Origin of the sequence: Nonomuraea fuscirosea (assembly GCF_035917475.1) — a bacterium.
Taxonomy (GTDB): Bacteria; Actinomycetota; Actinomycetes; order Streptosporangiales; family Streptosporangiaceae; genus Nonomuraea; species Nonomuraea fuscirosea.
In genome coordinates this window covers 6,396,896-6,411,875 of record NZ_CP109074.1, presented here as the reverse complement: position 1 = coordinate 6,411,875, position 14,980 = coordinate 6,396,896, and the positions used below count along the sequence as shown (strand labels likewise).

The following is a 14,980-nucleotide window of genomic DNA, read 5'->3' as shown; positions in this document are numbered from 1 at the left end:
TGTGGATCTGGCCCTCGGGCTGGTGGTGGCGTTCCTGCTGCTGTCGCTGCTGGTGAGCGGGCTCAACGAGGCTTTCGTGCGGGTGCTCGCCATCCGCAGCAAGTTCCTGTGGGCCTACCTCAGGGACACCATGGACGGCGCCGACAAGAAGAGCGGGTCGTGGCTGCCGGCCAGTGCGGCCGGCGTGTTCGGCGTGCTGCCGTTCCTGCGCGACCCCCGACCGGCGCACAGCGGCGACCCGGCGCCGGCCAAGGCCGGTGAGATGCCCGCGGCCAGGACCTCGCAGTCCATGATGAACCTGCTCTACGAGCGGGTCCGCGAGATCGACCACGCCAAGCGCGGAAAGACCAGCATCGCGGACATCCCGCCCGCGCGCTTCGCGATGGCCGTCATGGAGCTGGCCGCCGCGGGGGACCGCGACATGAGAGCGTTCCTGGACGGCCTGCGGAAGATCGACAGCCCCCTGTACGGGCACCTCAACGGCGTGTGGGAGAGCGCCCAGGGCGACCTCGACCGGTTCAGGCAGGGCGTGGAGAGCTGGTTCGACGGGGAGATGCAGCGGCTGTCCCTGCTGTACAAGCGCTACGTCAAGTGGGTGGTGGCGGCGCTCGGCATCGTGGTGACGCTGCTGTTCAGCATGGACGGGCTGGAGTACGCCAAGACGCTGCTGCGCGACAACGCCTACCGCGCCTCGGTGACGGCGGTGGCGGGGCCGGAGGCGTACGACCAGTTGCGGGCGAAGTGCCAGGGCGGCGATCCGGTACCGTGCGTCACCGAGGTGCTCAGCGAGCCCGCCCTGGTCAAGCTGATGGGCCAGGCCGTGGTCAGCGTGTCGATCCCGGCCGAGGGCGACCCGAGCGTGCACGCGAACTTCGCCGCCTGGTGGGAGCGGATCATGACGCCGAGCCACTGGCCCGGCTTCCTGCTGACGTACGTGGCGCTGCTGTTCGGGGCGCCGTTCTGGTGGGACGTGTTCCGGCGCATCACGGGCATCAAGGCGAAGCGCTGAGGGTCATGAAGCTCAGGGGGACGGGCTGATCCGGCCGCCGCCCGTGGCGGCCAGCGCGATCACGTCGGCCAGCGCGGACAGCTCGTCCTGGTCGTCGGTGAGCCGGGCGGTGGCCAGCCGCAGGTGGTGGCGGGGCGCGGGGCCGATCACGTAGCGGCTGCCGGGCGCGACCGAGATCCCGTGAGCGGCCAGCGTGACCAGGGCGGCGGGCTCGTCGCGTACCGGTACCCACAGCGCCAGCCCGTCCCGGCCGCCGGTGCGCACACCGCGCGCCGCCAGCTCGGCGGCCAGCCGGGCGCGGCGGCGCGCGTACACCTCGCGGGCGTGCGCCACCCGCTCGCGCACGTCCGCGTCGCCGAGCAGGTGGGCCAGCGTGTCCTGGAGGATCCTGCTGGTCCAGCCGGTGCCGAAGCTGCGCAGCACGCGGACCCGCTCCACCGCGTCCGCCGCCCCGCCGACGACCGCGATGCGCAGGTCGGGGCCGTGCGACTTGGAGTAGGAGCGGACCAGCACCGTACGGTCGGGGAACCGCGCGCCCAGGCTCACCATCGGCGAGACCGACAGCTCGCCGATCCCGTCGTCCTCGACGATGAGCGTCTTGGCCGGCTCCAGCAGCGCCGCCAGCTCCGCCGAGCGCTCCTCCGTCACCGCGTGACCGCAGGGCGACTGGCCGCGCGGCTGGTAGACGAACGCCACCGGCCGGGCGCGCAGGGCCTGCTCCAGCGCGGCCGGGATCGGGCCGTGCTCGTCGCAGGCGACCGGGATGATCTGCGCGCCGGTCCGCTCCAGGATGTCCAGCAGTCTGGCCCCGGTGGGCTCCTCGATCGCGATCCGGTCGCCCGGCAGCGCCGTGGTCTGGCAGAGCAGCTGGACGCCCTCGTACCCGCCGCCGACGGCCAGCCAGCCGCGCGCCGGGAAGGGCCAGCCGGGCTCGACGGCGCCGCGCAGGCCGGGCGTGATCGTCTCGCGGGCGTAGTCGTTGAGGCCCTGGGCGCCGGCCGCCGCCGCCAGCGCGGCCTCCAGCGGCGGCAGCAACGCCGTGTCGGGCGAGGCGATGGTCAGGTCGATGGCCAGGCGGTCGCCCCAGTGGCCGAGGCGTTCGTACCGGATCGGGCGGGGCACGTCGGGCGGGCCGAGCACGACCGTGCCGCGCCGCCGGTCCGTGCGGATCATGCCGTGGCGGCGCAGCTCCGACCAGGCCTCGGCCACCGTTCCCGAGCTGACGCCGAGCTCCCTGGCCAGGCCGCGGACCGTCGGCAGGCGGGTCTGGGCCGTCACCGTGCCCTCCCTGATCAGGTCGGTGAGCGCGGCGGCGATGCCGCGCGCGCTCGGGTCGCCGATCTGTCGCGCCAGCCAAGCGACGTCCACTTTGTCCCCCTGTAAATCTTTGTTCAGCAACAAAGATCTTCTTGTGCGGCTTGCGCCCTGAACATATGGTTTCTGACAATTAACGGCAACTAAAGTCCGTTTGGGGGATTTTGTGGCGACGATTCGCCTTGCCTTGCGGGATTGGGACCATCTCGTGCCGGTCGTGACCGGGGCCGTCCGGCCCGAGGGGTTCGAGCTGGACATCGACTCCCGCGCCGTCACGCCGGACGTGCTCCAGGAGCCCGGTCTCGACGGGGGCGAGACGTCCTTCAGCCGGTACGTGCTCGGCCGCGCCTCGGGCGATGACCGGCTCGTGGGGCTGCCCGTCTTCGTGATGCGCGGCTTCCGGCACCGGTGCGTCCTGGTCCGGAGCGACAGCGAGCTGACCTCGCTGGAGGAGCTCAAGGGCGCCAGGATCGGGCTCACCGGCTGGCCCGACTCGGGCAACACCTGGACCCGGGCGCTGCTCCGCGAGGCGGGCGTCGACCTGGTCGGCATCACCTGGACGGTCGGCCCCCTGGTGGCGGGCGAGACCGGCAAGGACAGGACCGGGCCGGTGCCGTTCCCCGACAACGTCTCCCTGACCGGCGACGGCCTGGCCGAAGGGCTCGCGGACGGCCACTACGACGCGATCATGACGCCGTTCATGCCGGAGGAGTTCTTCACCCCCGGCAGCCGCTTCCGCCCCCTGCTGCCCGACCACCGCGCCGCCGAGCGGGCCTACTACGAGCGGACCGGCTTCGTGCCCGGCATCCACCTGGTGACGCTCAAACGGGAGAGCGTCGAGCGCCACCCGTGGCTGCCGCAGGCCGTGACGGAGCTGTTCGAGCGCTCCAAGCGGCACTGGGTGCTGCGCCGGCGCCTGCTCGCCGACACCACGCCGTGGCTGCTCGCCGAGCTCGCCGACACCGCCGAGACCTTCGGCCGGGACTGGATGCCGTACGGCGCCGCCCAGAACGCCCCCATGGTCGCCGCCTTCTGCGCGGAACTGCACGCCCAGGGGATCTCCCACCGCCTGATCGGAGCCGAGGAGGCCTTCGCCGCATGAAGTCCCAGCTGAGGATCGCCGTAGGACAGTTCGCCTCCGCGGAGGACTGGAGCGGCAACCTCAAGACCTGCCACGAGCTCATCGACGCGGCCGCGGCCGGCGGGGCCGACCTGCTGGTCCTGCCGGAAGGCTCGCTCTCCCTCTTCGTGGACGAGCCCGGCCGCATCCGCGAGGCCGCCCAGCCGCTGGACGGGCCGTTCGTCAGGGGCCTGGTCGAGCGCACGCGCGGCTCCTCGACCACCGTGATCGCCGGCGTGCACGTGCCGGAGGCGGACGGCCGGGTGTCGAACGTCCTCGTCGCCGCCAGGGACGGCGAGGTCGTCGCCACGTACGTGAAGCTGCACCTGTACGACGCCTTCGGCCGCCGCGAGTCCGACAACGTCGTCCCCGGCACGAACGCGCCCGTCGTCATCGACTGCGCCGGCTGGAAGGTCGGCCTGATGACCTGCTACGACGTGCGTTTCCCCGAGATGGCCAGGCTCCTGGCCGACCAGGGCGCCCAGGTGCTCGCGCTGCCTTCCGCGTGGGTGCGCGGCCCCGCCAAGGAATGGCACTGGGAGGTCATGGTCACCGCCCGCGCCCTGGAGAACACCTGCTACGTGGCCGCCTCGGGCGAGTGCGGCCGGCGCAACATCGGCGCCAGCATGGTCGTCGACCCGCTCGGCATCACCCGGGCCCGCCTGGGCGACGCGCCGGGGCTGCTCTGGGCCGACGCCGACGCGGACGAGCTCGCGAGCGCCCGCCGTACCCTGCCCGTCCTCGACAACCGGCGCTTCGCCGTGGACCCGCGATTGGAGCGACATGCCTGATCACGACCTGCCTCAGCACGCCCTGCGCGGTCGGGCCATCCCCATGAGAGCCATGACCGCCGCCCTGTCCGCCGCCCTGTCCGCCGCGGTGCTCGCGCTGGCCGGATGCGGCGCCAACCCGGAGGAGGCCGAGGGGGTGCTGAACTCCCAGGAGCCGGCCGGCCCCGGCGCCGCCGCCCAGAGCAAGGACCAGAGCCTGCACGACCGGCTGCCCGCCAAGGTCAAGCAGGCCGGCAAGCTGATCTCGGTCAACAACGGCTCGTTCCCGCCGTACGAGATCGCCGGGGCCGACGGCAGGTCGCTGACCGGCGCCGCCGCCGACATGTCCGAGGCGCTCGGCCAGGTGCTCGGCGTCAAGATCGAGCACGTCACCGTGGACGGCCTGCCCAGCTCGCTCACCGGCATCGCCTCCGGCCGCTACGACTTCGCCATCGGCCCCGTGGGCGACTTCAAGGACCGGCAGAAGGCCAACGACTTCGTCGACTGGGTCAAGGAGTACGTCGTCTTCGCCGTGCCCGCCGGCAATCCGGACAAGATCGGCTCGGTCGCGGACACGTGCGGGCTGAAGATCTCGGTCATGGCCGGCGGCTCCGCCGAGAGCGTGATCAAGAACCAGTCCGCCACCTGCGAGAAGGCAGGCAAGCCGAAGATCACCGTGCAGTCGTACAAGGACCAGCCGACCTCGGTGCTGGCGGTCAGCTCGGGCCGGGCCGACGCGTTCTTCTCCTCCCAGGCGCCGCTCACGTACTTCGTCGAGCAGGCCGGCGGCAAGCTGGAGCTGGCCGGCAAGGGGCAGGCCAACGGGTTCGACGACCTCTACCAGGGGGCCGTGGTGGCCAAGGACTCGCCGCTGCGCGACGTGCTCAGGGACGGCTTCCAGAAGCTCATCGAGAACGGCACTTACCACAAGATCATGTCCAAGTGGGGCACCTCCGACAACAAGCTGGACCAGGCCGGCGTGAACCTGGCCGTGTCATGACCGGCGCCCACCGTCCGGCCGAGGCAGGCAGGACGGCCGGCACCGAGACGACCGGCACCGACGAGATGACCGGCACCGGCCGCGCGACCGGCGCCGGCGGGCTGCCCGAGATCGACGTGGCGGGCGCCGCGCGCACCCGGCACCCGCTGCGCTGGGTCGCCTCGATCGTGCTGCTCGTGCTGGCCGCGCAGCTCGTCAGCCTGCTGGTCACCAACCCCAACTTCCAGTGGGACGTGGTCGGCCGCTACGTCAACGCGCAGCTCATCGGCCAGGGCATCGCCACCACGCTGCTGCTCACCGTGATCGCCATGGCGGTGGGCGTCGTGCTGGGGGTGCTGCTGGCCGTCGGCCGGCTGTCGGAGAACCCGGTGGCGCGCGGCGCCTGCGGGCTCTACGTCTGGTTCTTCCGGGGCACGCCGGTGCTGGTGCAGCTCGTGCTCTGGTACAACCTGTCGTACCTGCTGCCGGAGATTTCCTTCGGTGTCCCGTTCGGGCCCGAGTTCGTCACCGCCGACACCAACGCGCTCATCACCCCGCTGCTCGCGGCCATCCTCGGCCTCGGGCTCAACGAGGGCGCGTACATGGCGGAGATCATCCGCGGCGGCCTGATGTCGGTGGACCCCGGCCAGAGCGAGGCCGCGGCGGCGCTCGGCATGAGCGACGCGCGCACCTTCCGCAGGATCGTGCTGCCGCAGGCGATGCGCTTCATCATCCCGCCGACCGGCAGCCAGGTCATCAGCATGCTGAAGGCCACGTCGCTGGTCAGCGTCATCGCGCTGGCCGACCTGCTCTACACCGTGCAGTCCATCTACAACCGCACCTTCCAGACCATCCCGCTGCTCATCGTGGCGTGCGTCTGGTACCTGGTGATCACCTCGATCCTGTACGTCGGCCAGTCGTTCATCGAGCGCCACTACGCCCGCGGCGCGACCAGGAACGCCCCGCAGGGCTTCTGGGCGTTCGCGGCCCTGCGCCGGCGCCGTTCCACGGAGGTGACCTCGTGAGCAGCGTCCCCATGGTGCACGCCCGCGCCGTGCGCAAGCACTTCGGCCACCTGGAGGTGCTCAAGGGCATCGACCTGGACGTCGGGGCGGGGGAGGTCGTGGTCGTCCTCGGTCCTTCCGGGTCGGGCAAGTCGACGTTCCTGCGCTGTGTGAACCACCTGGAGACCATCGACGGCGGAGCCATCCACGTGGACGGCGAGCTGATCGGGTTCCAGGCGTCCGGCAGCAAGGTCAGGCACCTGCGCAAGAAGGAGATCACCCGGCAGCGCGGGGAGATCGGCATGGTCTTCCAGCAGTTCAACCTGTTCCCGCACATGACCGTGCTGCGGAACGTCATCGAGGCGCCCGTCGGCGTCCGGGGCGAGCCGCGCGATCAGGTGCGCGAGCGCGCGCACGCCCTGCTGCGCCGCGTGGGCCTGGCGGACAAGGCGGGCAGCTATCCGCGCCAGCTGTCCGGCGGGCAGCAGCAGCGGGTGGCCATCGCCAGGGCGCTGGCGATGCGGCCCAAGCTCATGCTCTTCGACGAGCCCACCAGCGCGCTGGACCCCGAGCTCGTCGGCGAGGTGCTGGCCACCATGAAGGGCCTGGCCGAGGACGGGCTGACCATGATCGTGGTGACCCATGAGATCGGGTTCGCGCGGGAGGTGGCCGACCGGGTCGTCTTCATGGACGAAGGAGTGGTGGTCGAGTCGGGGACGCCGGCCGACGTGCTGGACAACCCGAGCAGTCCGCGGACGAAGGCGTTCCTGAGCCGCGTCCTGTAGCGACGGGCGCGTTCCTGAGCCGCGTGCTCCGGCGACGAAGGCGGTCCTCAGCCGCGTACTGTGGCTCGGATGGACACAGAGCGGCTCATCATGCGCAGGTGGCGCGAAGAGGACAGAGAGTCCTTCGCGGCTATGAACGCCGACCCCGAGGTCATGGAACACTTCCCCGCGCCGCTCAGCAGGCAGGAGAGCGACGTCCTGGTGGACAAGATCGAGGCGCAGTTCGACCGGCTGGGCTACTCGCTGTGGGCGCTGGAGGTGCGGGCGAGCGGGCAGTTCATCGGCTTCACCGGGCTGGCCCTGCAGACGTTCGACGCGCCGTTCCTGCCCGCCGTGGAGATCGGCTGGCGGCTCGCGCGGCCCGCGTGGGGGCAGGGGTACGCGACCGAGGCGGCCAGGCGGGCCGTCACGTACGCGTTCGACGAGGCCGGCCTCGACGCGATCATCTCCATGACGGCCGCGAGCAACCTGCGCTCCCAGGCCGTGATGCGGCGCCTGGGCCTGACCAGGGACCCGGCCGAGGACTTCGCCCACCCCCTGCTCCCGGCGGATCACCCCCTCTCCCCGCACGTGCTGTACCGCCTGCGCCGCCCATAGCCGCGCGCCGTCCACGCGGTCCGACGGAGGAACAGCCGGAAGTCAAGGCCGGGCAGTCCGCCGATCGTCACAGCCGATCGGCGGGCTACACGACGGACGTCAAGTCCGGGCACTCCGCCCATCGTCACGGTCGATCGGCGGGCTCCAGCACCACGACGGGGACCTGCCGGCCGGAGGCCGCCTGGAACTCGGCGAACCTCGGGACGAGCGCGACCTCCTTGGCCCAGAGCCGCTCCCGCTCCACACCCTCCGCGAGCCGGGCCGTCACCTCGACCCGCTCCGCGCCCACCTCGACCGTGGTCCGCGGATTCGCCATGAGGTTGTGATACCAGACCGGATGCCTCGGGCTGCCGCCGTTGGTGCCGAAGACGGCCCAGCCGTCACCGGCCGGCTGAAAGAACAGCGGGCTGATCCGCTCACGCCCCGTCTTGGCCCCGATGTGGTGCACCAGGATGAGCGGCAGCCCCCGCTCATCGAACCCGGGCAGCCGGGGCGGCACAGGCCGCCCCGCGGCGAACTCCTCCTCGCTGCTCCACCGCACGTACCCGGCGTTCGCCCGGAACTCCGCGATGATCCGCTCGTTCCACCCACCAGCATCAGGACCTTCGGCCTCGGGCATGGCATCCCCTTCCTTTATCCGGAGCACTTGCTCCTGTTGAAAGTAGCACAGAGCGGAGCATGTGCTCCGGATAAGCGGCTATGCTCGACCCCATGGCAGAGGCCGAACCCTTGAACCCCGCCCGCCGCCGCGCGCCGCGCGCCGACGCGGTCCGCAACCGGGAGGCGATCGTCGAGGCCGCCGCCGAAGTCCTGGCCGAACAGGGCGCCGCGGTGGACGTACGCGAGATCGCCCGCCGTAGCGGGGTGGGCATGGGCACCCTCTACCGGCACTTCCCGAAGAAGGAAGACCTCGTGCGCACGGTCGTGCGCAGAGAATTCGCGGAGTGGGCGGAATCAGCACGTCTGGCGGCGATCGACGCCGAGGACCCCTGGGCGGCCCTGGCCGACTTCTACCAGCAGGCCCTGACCGGCTACGCCCGCCACCGCGCGATCGTGGAGAACTTCGCCCTGACCTGGGCCGAACCCGACCTGGAGGGCATCCAGCAGCTCCGCCGCGTCATCGAGCGGTTGTGCGCCCGCGCCACCGCCGCCGGCCTGCTCCGCCCCGGCGTCACCACCGACGACCTGCTGCTCCTGCTGATCTCCCTGGGCCACGCCGTCCAGCTCACCGACGAGTGCCGCCCGCACCTGTGGACCAGACTCCTCCACATCTCCCTCGACGGCCTGCGCCCCGACCACCGCGCCCCCCTTCCGGCCGACCCGGACCGGCCCCGCTAGCCGCGAGCCGTAGGCCAGGGCGGTCAGCAGAGCAGGCGGCGGGCGGATTCGACGGTGCCCATGGGGGTTCTGGCGATGGTGTAGTAGTTGCCGCGGCCCGACCGGCTGCAGTACGCGTACGCCGTGACCGGGCTGGTTCCCCTCGGGCAGCAGCCGACCCGCTTGTCGAGCCCGCCCGAGACGTCGATCCAGACCTCGACCGTGATGGTCTGGCTGCCGCACGACCCGATACCCGTGATCACGTCGCCGTTCCGTCCCGGCGCGTACGCGTGCGGCTCGTAGCCGTTGCAGTGGCCGGCCGCCTGCGTGGCGGGCGCCGCCCGGGCGGCCGGGGCCGCGGACGCGGCCGGCGAGCCAGCGATGAGCCCGGCCAGGACGGTGAGCGCGGTGACGAGGGTTGCCAGTGCTCGCTTGAGAGGCATGGAACACTCCATTACTCGATGTGGTCCGGATGGACACAAGGAGTATCGAATCCCCGCGGGGTGCCGGACCAGGGCGACGTCATGACATCCGCCGGACATTCGCTCACCGGAACCCGTGCTCAGGCGGCGCTGAGGGCGTACAGGACCTCGCGCAGGGATGGCTCACGCTCGCGCAGCCAGATCAGCCGCAACGCCAGCGGGGGCGCGGCGAAGTCGAGCTCCACCAGCGCGCCCGACTCCACATCAGTGCCCAGGGCGAAGTCCGGCAGCAGCGCCGCCCCGAGCCCCTGCCTGGACCACTCGCGGGCGGTGGCGATGCTGGTCAGCTCTCTGCGGGTCACCCCCGTGCCGAACAACTGGTCGGCCGCCAGCCGGATCGAGCACCCCGGCGGGCTCACCAGCAGCGGCTCCCGGTCGCCTTCTGGAGCCGCGACCAGCGACAGCCGGACCTCGCCCACGTCCAGGTGGTCCATCCCGGCGGGCCGGGCGAACCCCAGCCCGCCGACCCGGTCGCCCAGGTCCAGCAGCAGGGCCGCGTCCAGCCGGCCGCCCGCCACCGCGTCGAGCAGCGGCTGCCTGGTGAGCGACTCGACGCTCACGTCCAGATCGGGGCGGCGCCGCGACAGGCGGCGGATCACGGCCGGGAGCTTGGCCGCGGCCAGCATCTCCAGGGCTCCGATCCGCACGCGGCGGCGGGCGCCCGTCACGGCCCTGCGTACCTCGTCGGCGTGGTCGAGCAAGCCCTGGGCCCGCGCCAGCAGCGTGCTGCCCGCCTCGGTCAGCCGCATGCCTCGCGGCGTGCGCTCGAAGAGCGTGACGCCGAGGCCGGCCTCCAGCCTGCGCACCTGCTCCGACACCGACGCCGGCGCCCGGCCCAGGCTGTCGGCGGCCGCCGTGACGGTCCCCGACCCGGCAACCGCTACAAAGCTTCTCAACTGCCGCAAATCCACGGCCTTCAGCATACGGCTTTCCCGAACGCCCCCGCAGGGTGTGCCCGTTGAGCCGCCGCACCACATTTCAGCAGGCTGAGGGGCATGTTCGGTTTCTCCCTCGCCTACTTCCTGGTGATCCTCGACACCACCGCCCTGACGATCGCGCTGCCCGACCTGCGCGCCTCGCTCGGCGGCTCGCTGGCCGGCCAGCAGTGGGCGGTGAACGCCTACACCGTCGCCTTCGCCGCCTGCCTGCTCGCCGGTGGCGCGGTCGCCGACCGGTACGGCGCGGCGCGGATCTTCAAGCTCGGCGTGACCGCCTTCGGGGTGATCTCCCTGCTCAGCGCCGCCGCGCCCGGCCTGGGCCCGCTGATCGGCCTGCGTGCCCTGCTCGGAGTGGCGGCCGCGCTCTGTACCGGTGGCTCGCTCGGCCTGCTCGCCGAGATGTTCCCTGAGCCCGCCGCCCGGGCCCGCGCCACCGGCCTGTGGGCCGCCATCACCGGCACCGCACTCGCCGCCGGGCCGCTGCTCGGCGGGATCCTCGTCGACCTGTACGGCTGGCGCGCCGTCTTCCTGCTCAACCCGCCCATCGCGCTGATCAGCCTGCTCGCCATGCGCGGGGCCGCCTCGCCGCGCGGCCACCGGCTGATCGACTGGCGGGTCCAGGTCCTCGCCTGCGCCTTCCTGGGCCTGGTCGCCGAGGCCCTCATCGACGCCGCGCCCATGGCCGGCCTGGCAGCCGCCGCCGTCCTCGCCGTCCTGGTGCTCGCGGAGCGGCGCAGCCACGCCCCCGCTCTGCCCGGCGGCCTGCTCGCCGCCACCTGGCCCCAACTGCTGGCGGGCACGGTGGCGAACTTCGCCTTCTCCGGCGCCCTGTTCGTGCTGACGCTGCTGCTGCAGGAGACCCGCCACCTGAGCCCCATGGCCGCCGGGCTGGCGTTCCTGCCGCTCACGCTGCCCATGACGGTCAACCCGCTGCTCACCGGCCGGCTGGTGGCCCGCTACGGTCCCCGCCCGCCCATTCTCGCCGGTCTCGCCCTCATCGCCGCCGGCCTGACCGGCGCGGCGCTCACCGGCCCACCGGCGCCATGGCTCGTCGTCATGGGCTTCGGCCTGTCGTTCGCCCTGCCTGCCCTGATGACCGGAATCATCGGCAGCGCGCCGCCCGGCACGGCCGGCACCGCGGGCGGCGTGCTGAACGCCTTCCGCCAGGTCGGCGCCACCCTGGGGGTGGCGGTCATGGGCGTCGCCGGACGTCCCCTGCTGCTCGCGGCCGCCCTGACGGCACTGACCTGCGCCGCGTACGCCCTGTCCACCCGCCGCTCCCGTACGCCCGCGGCCACCTGACCCCACCAGGCGGTCACTGGACGGTGCCGTCAGCGAATCGCCCGCCGACTCGCATCCCGGGCCCTGTCACCAGCGCAGACGGCCCGGCACCGATGTACGGTGCCGGGCCGTTCTGTTCCGCCTCTGTCCGGCCGACGTCGCTCAGCGACGGAGAACAGCGACAGGTGACGCCAGGATCTCCCAGCTCAGCGTCGTTTCACGGAGAATCGCCGAGGCCGGGAGACCCGCTGTCACACGTCGTAGTAGAGCTCGAACTCGTGCGGGTGCGGGCGCAGCCGGATCGGGTCGACCTCGTTCTCCCGCTTGTACGCGATCCACGTCTCGATCAGGTCGGGCGTGAACACGCCGCCCTCGAGGAGGTAGTCGTGGTCGGCCTCGAGCGCGTTGAGCACGTCGGTGAGCGAGCCGGGGACCTGCGGGACCTGGCGGGCCTCCTCCGGCGGAAGCTCGTAGAGGTCCTTGTCGACCGGCTCCGGCGGCTCGATCTTGTTGCGGATGCCGTCGATGCCGGCCATCAGCATCGCCGAGAACGCGAAGTACGGGTTGCACGACGGGTCCGGGACGCGGAACTCGATGCGCTTGGCCTTCGGGTTGGAGCCCGTGATCGGGATGCGGACGCACGCCGAGCGGTTGCGCTGGGAGTAGACCAGGTTGACCGGGGCCTCGTAGCCGGGGACCAGGCGATGGTAGCTGTTGACCGTCGGGTTGGTGAAGGCCAGCAGCGACGGGGCATGCTTGAGCAGGCCGCCGATGTAGTAGCGGGCCGTGTCGGACAGGCCCGCGTAGCCGACCTCGTCGTAGAAGAGCGGCGAGCCGTCCTTCCACAGCGACTGGTGGCAGTGCATGCCGGAGCCGTTGTCACCGAAGATCGGCTTGGGCATGAACGTGACCGTGTGGCCGTATTCGAGCGCCGTGCTCTTGATGACGTACTTGTACAGCATCAGGTTGTCGGCGGTCTTGAGCAGCGTGCCGAACTTGAAGTCGATCTCGGCCTGCCCGGCCGTGCCGACCTCGTGGTGCTGCATCTCGACCTCGATGCCGGCCTCGATGAGGTTGCGCACCATCTCCGAGCGCAGGTCGGTGAAGTGGTCCATCGGCGGGACCGGGAAGTAGCCGCCCTTGTAGCGCGGCTTGTAGCCCAGGTTGCCGCCCTCGGTCGCCTTGCCGGTGTTCCAGGCGCCCTCGATGGAGTCGATGTAGTAGTAGCCGGCGTTCTGCTTCGTCTCGAAGCGCACGTCGTCGAAGATGTAGAACTCGGCCTCGGGGCCGAAGTAGACCGTGTCGGCGATGCCCGTGCCCTTGAGGTATTCCTCGGCCTTGCGGGCGACGTTGCGCGGGTCGCGGCTGTAGGCCTCGCCGGTCAGCGGGTCGTGCACGAAGAAGTTGATGTTGAGCGTCTTGTGCTGGCGGAACGGATCGACCACGGCGCTCGTCGGGTCGGGCAGCAGGAGCATGTCGGACTCGTGGATCGCCTGGAATCCGCGGATCGACGAGCCGTCGAACATGAGTCCGTCGGTGAAGACGCTCGCGCTGAAGTTCTCTACCGGGAAGGTGAAGTGGTGCGTCGTCCCCGGCAGGTCGGTGAACCTGACATCGACGAACTGCACCCCTTCGTCACTGATGAACTTCAGGACGTCGTCGGCGGAGTTGAACACTCTCGAACCTCCCTGGGGACTGGCCATCATGCCGACGCTAGGACGTGGCCGTTTCCGTATGGTGTCTCGATTGTTTCGCACGTGTTACGCGGCGTCACGTGGGGTCGGTCGTCGTGCACTCGTCCGATTCCGGCTGGTCCAGCGCGTACGGGTCCTTGGGCTTCCCCGTGGCCTTGACCGAGTCGGGCGCGGAATCGTCGAAATAGGGATGGACGAAACCGTCGTCCGTGTCGCAGCGCGCCGGCGCGGTGGCGGCGCCCAGATCCTCCACCCAGGTGACGAGCCGGCCCTCCTGGCGGAACAGCTGGATCTCGCCGGTCACGTGCGCGACGACCCTCATCATGGTGAGCGGCCGGCCGGGCTGGTGCACCGCGTAGACGACGAGGTAGTTGAGCTTGACGCTCGCCCCGCGCAGCTCCTTCTCCTTGAACGTGCCCAGGGTGGCCCGGCCGTTCACCTTGATCACGTCGGTGGTGAGCTCGACGGAGCCGGGGGCGAAGCTGTGCACCATGTAGCGGGTGGCGTACTTCTTGTCCGTCAGGTTCTCGCGGAACCAGCCGCGCTGGTCGCGGTGCAGCAGCTTGGCGAAGGCCTCCGGCTTGCCGCCCAGCACGGTCTTCTTGTCGAGGTAGGCCGCGGCCAGCAGCTCACGCGCGCGATCGAGCCCCGTGGCGACGTCCTTCTTCGTCAGCCCGCCGATCGCCTCGGCCTCGGGCAGCGTGAAACCGGCCGCTCCGTCGGCGTACTTGTCCGCGGGCGATCCGGCGAACGGGCGCGTCACGTCCACCGGCGCCAGCTCGAACGTGTCGCCGGGCAGCGGACCCGAGGGCGCGAACAGATCGGGCCGCATGGTGACGACAACGGCGGCGGCGGCCAGCGTCACCGTGATGGCGGCCCCCGCCAGCCAGGCCCGCCCGGCCCTGCGGCGTCGTGGCGGCGGTGGCGTCGCGTCCCAGCCGGCCCGCCCGGCGTCGCGGCGGAGCCGGCCCGCCTCGCGTAAGCGTTCCTTGTCCTCGTTCGAGGCACTCCGCGCGCTCTTGGCGCCCTTCTTGGCCGACGAGCGCATCCGGCGCTGTTCGTCGGCGTCCATCTGCGAGACCAGATCGTTGAAGCGCTGGTCAAGATCATCCCCGTGTGGCATGGCGTACATTCTGGCGGCGTCGTGACGCGGTTGGGTCACGATCCGGACCGGGTTCCCGGCCGGATAACGTTGAGGGCATGAGCGGCAACGAGCCTCGGTGGACGCAGACCTGGCTGGGCGGAGTGCGCGCCGCCGGGGTCGATCTCGGATACCCGGGCGAGCGCCTGGGGCTGCCCCAGGAGGGCAGCGGATCGGTGGCGGGCTGGGGGCGCCGCATCGGCGCGCTCGTGATCGACTGGATGATCTGTACGTGGGTGGTCGTGCAGTTGCTGCTGAGGATCAACCCGGCCGAGTCGCCGTGGGCGCCGGTGGCCGTCTTCGCCGTGCAATACCTGCTGCTCATCGCGTTCATGGGCCAGACGTTCGGCCATCGGCTGATGGGCGTCAGGGTCGCCGCGATGGACGGCGGTGATCCGCGGCTGCTGCCCGTGCTCGTGCGTACGGTGCTGCTGTGCCTGGCCGTGCCCGCCCTGATCTGGGACCGCGACCACCGCGGGGTGCACGATCGTGTGTCCAACACGATGGTCGTCCGCATGTGACCCTCATCCAGGAAACCATACCGGGTTC

Annotated in this window: 16 protein-coding genes; 10 read left to right on the top strand and 6 right to left on the bottom strand. The window is 71.3% G+C overall.

Annotated features, from left to right (window positions below):
• The first annotated feature begins 1 nt into the window (after position 1).
• The gene (locus OIE67_RS29295) at positions 2-1,009 is read left to right on the top strand and encodes a hypothetical protein (protein ID WP_326626444.1); all 1,008 of its coding nucleotides are present in this window, start codon (positions 2-4) and stop codon (positions 1,007-1,009) included.
• 12 nt (positions 1,010-1,021) lie between these two features.
• Here the strand turns inward: OIE67_RS29295 and OIE67_RS29290 are convergent, their stop codons facing one another.
• A complete protein-coding gene (locus OIE67_RS29290; RefSeq protein WP_326626442.1) occupies positions 1,022-2,377 on the bottom strand; it encodes an aminotransferase-like domain-containing protein in 1,356 nt (451 codons plus the stop codon).
• Positions 2,378-2,540: 163 nt separating this feature from the next.
• Between OIE67_RS29290 and OIE67_RS29285 the strand changes: the two genes are divergently transcribed.
• The 6 genes from OIE67_RS29285 to OIE67_RS29260 all read left to right on the top strand — a co-directional run bounded on the left by OIE67_RS29285 (position 2,541) and on the right by OIE67_RS29260 (position 7,578).
• Positions 2,541-3,425 (top strand): substrate-binding domain-containing protein, encoded by an 885-nt coding sequence (locus OIE67_RS29285; RefSeq protein WP_326626440.1) that lies wholly within the window; start codon positions 2,541-2,543, stop codon positions 3,423-3,425.
• The gene (locus OIE67_RS29280; RefSeq protein ID WP_326626438.1) at positions 3,422-4,234 is read left to right on the top strand and encodes a deaminated glutathione amidase; all 813 of its coding nucleotides are present in this window, start codon (positions 3,422-3,424) and stop codon (positions 4,232-4,234) included. Before OIE67_RS29285 ends, OIE67_RS29280 begins: the two co-directional genes overlap by 4 nt.
• A complete protein-coding gene (locus OIE67_RS29275; RefSeq protein ID WP_326626437.1) occupies positions 4,227-5,213 on the top strand; it encodes an ABC transporter substrate-binding protein in 987 nt (328 codons plus the stop codon). The genes OIE67_RS29280 and OIE67_RS29275 overlap by 8 nt, the downstream gene beginning before the upstream one ends.
• Positions 5,210-6,217, top strand: a complete 1,008-nt coding sequence (locus OIE67_RS29270) for an amino acid ABC transporter permease (protein ID WP_326626435.1) — start codon at positions 5,210-5,212, stop codon at positions 6,215-6,217. The genes OIE67_RS29275 and OIE67_RS29270 overlap by 4 nt, the downstream gene beginning before the upstream one ends.
• Positions 6,218-6,228: 11 nt before the next feature.
• Positions 6,229-6,981 (top strand): amino acid ABC transporter ATP-binding protein, encoded by a 753-nt coding sequence (locus tag OIE67_RS29265; protein ID WP_326645511.1) that lies wholly within the window; start codon positions 6,229-6,231, stop codon positions 6,979-6,981.
• A 69-nt stretch (positions 6,982-7,050) separates the two neighbouring features.
• Positions 7,051-7,578 carry a GNAT family N-acetyltransferase gene (locus OIE67_RS29260; RefSeq protein WP_326626433.1) on the top strand — a complete coding sequence of 176 codons (528 nt, stop codon included), beginning with the start codon at positions 7,051-7,053 and terminating at the stop codon, positions 7,576-7,578.
• A 124-nt stretch (positions 7,579-7,702) separates the two neighbouring features.
• On the opposite strand, the gene OIE67_RS29255 is transcribed toward OIE67_RS29260, so the two are convergent.
• Positions 7,703-8,197, bottom strand: coding sequence for a nitroreductase/quinone reductase family protein (locus tag OIE67_RS29255; protein WP_326626432.1), 495 nt, complete (start codon positions 8,195-8,197; stop codon positions 7,703-7,705).
• A 92-nt stretch (positions 8,198-8,289) separates the two neighbouring features.
• Here OIE67_RS29255 and OIE67_RS29250 point away from each other — a divergent pair, with 92 nt between their 5' ends.
• Entirely contained in the window at positions 8,290-8,916 is a 627-nt protein-coding gene (locus tag OIE67_RS29250) for a TetR/AcrR family transcriptional regulator (protein WP_326626430.1), read from the top strand.
• Positions 8,917-8,939: 23 nt separating this feature from the next.
• Here OIE67_RS29250 and OIE67_RS29245 read toward each other — a convergent pair whose 3' ends face one another.
• On the bottom strand, positions 8,940-9,338 hold the full coding sequence (locus OIE67_RS29245; RefSeq protein WP_326626428.1) for a hypothetical protein: 399 nt from the start codon (positions 9,336-9,338) through the stop codon (positions 8,940-8,942).
• Between the two features lie 119 nt (positions 9,339-9,457).
• Positions 9,458-10,273, bottom strand: coding sequence for a LysR family transcriptional regulator (locus OIE67_RS29240; RefSeq protein ID WP_326626426.1), 816 nt, complete (start codon positions 10,271-10,273; stop codon positions 9,458-9,460).
• Between the two features lie 99 nt (positions 10,274-10,372).
• Here OIE67_RS29240 and OIE67_RS29235 point away from each other — a divergent pair, with 99 nt between their 5' ends.
• On the top strand, positions 10,373-11,617 hold the full coding sequence (locus OIE67_RS29235) for an MFS transporter (protein WP_326626424.1): 1,245 nt from the start codon (positions 10,373-10,375) through the stop codon (positions 11,615-11,617).
• 230 nt (positions 11,618-11,847) lie between these two features.
• Here OIE67_RS29235 and glnA read toward each other — a convergent pair whose 3' ends face one another.
• Both glnA and OIE67_RS29225 read right to left on the bottom strand, forming a co-directional pair.
• Positions 11,848-13,272, bottom strand: a complete 1,425-nt coding sequence (glnA, locus tag OIE67_RS29230) for a type I glutamate--ammonia ligase (RefSeq protein ID WP_106242596.1) — start codon at positions 13,270-13,272, stop codon at positions 11,848-11,850.
• Between the two features lie 94 nt (positions 13,273-13,366).
• Positions 13,367-14,413 (bottom strand): hypothetical protein, encoded by a 1,047-nt coding sequence (locus OIE67_RS29225; protein WP_326626420.1) that lies wholly within the window; start codon positions 14,411-14,413, stop codon positions 13,367-13,369.
• Between the two features lie 77 nt (positions 14,414-14,490).
• On the opposite strand from OIE67_RS29225, the gene OIE67_RS29220 reads away from it, so the two are divergent.
• Entirely contained in the window at positions 14,491-14,952 is a 462-nt protein-coding gene (locus OIE67_RS29220) for an RDD family protein (protein WP_326626418.1), read from the top strand.
• Positions 14,953-14,980: the final 28 nt, after the last annotated feature.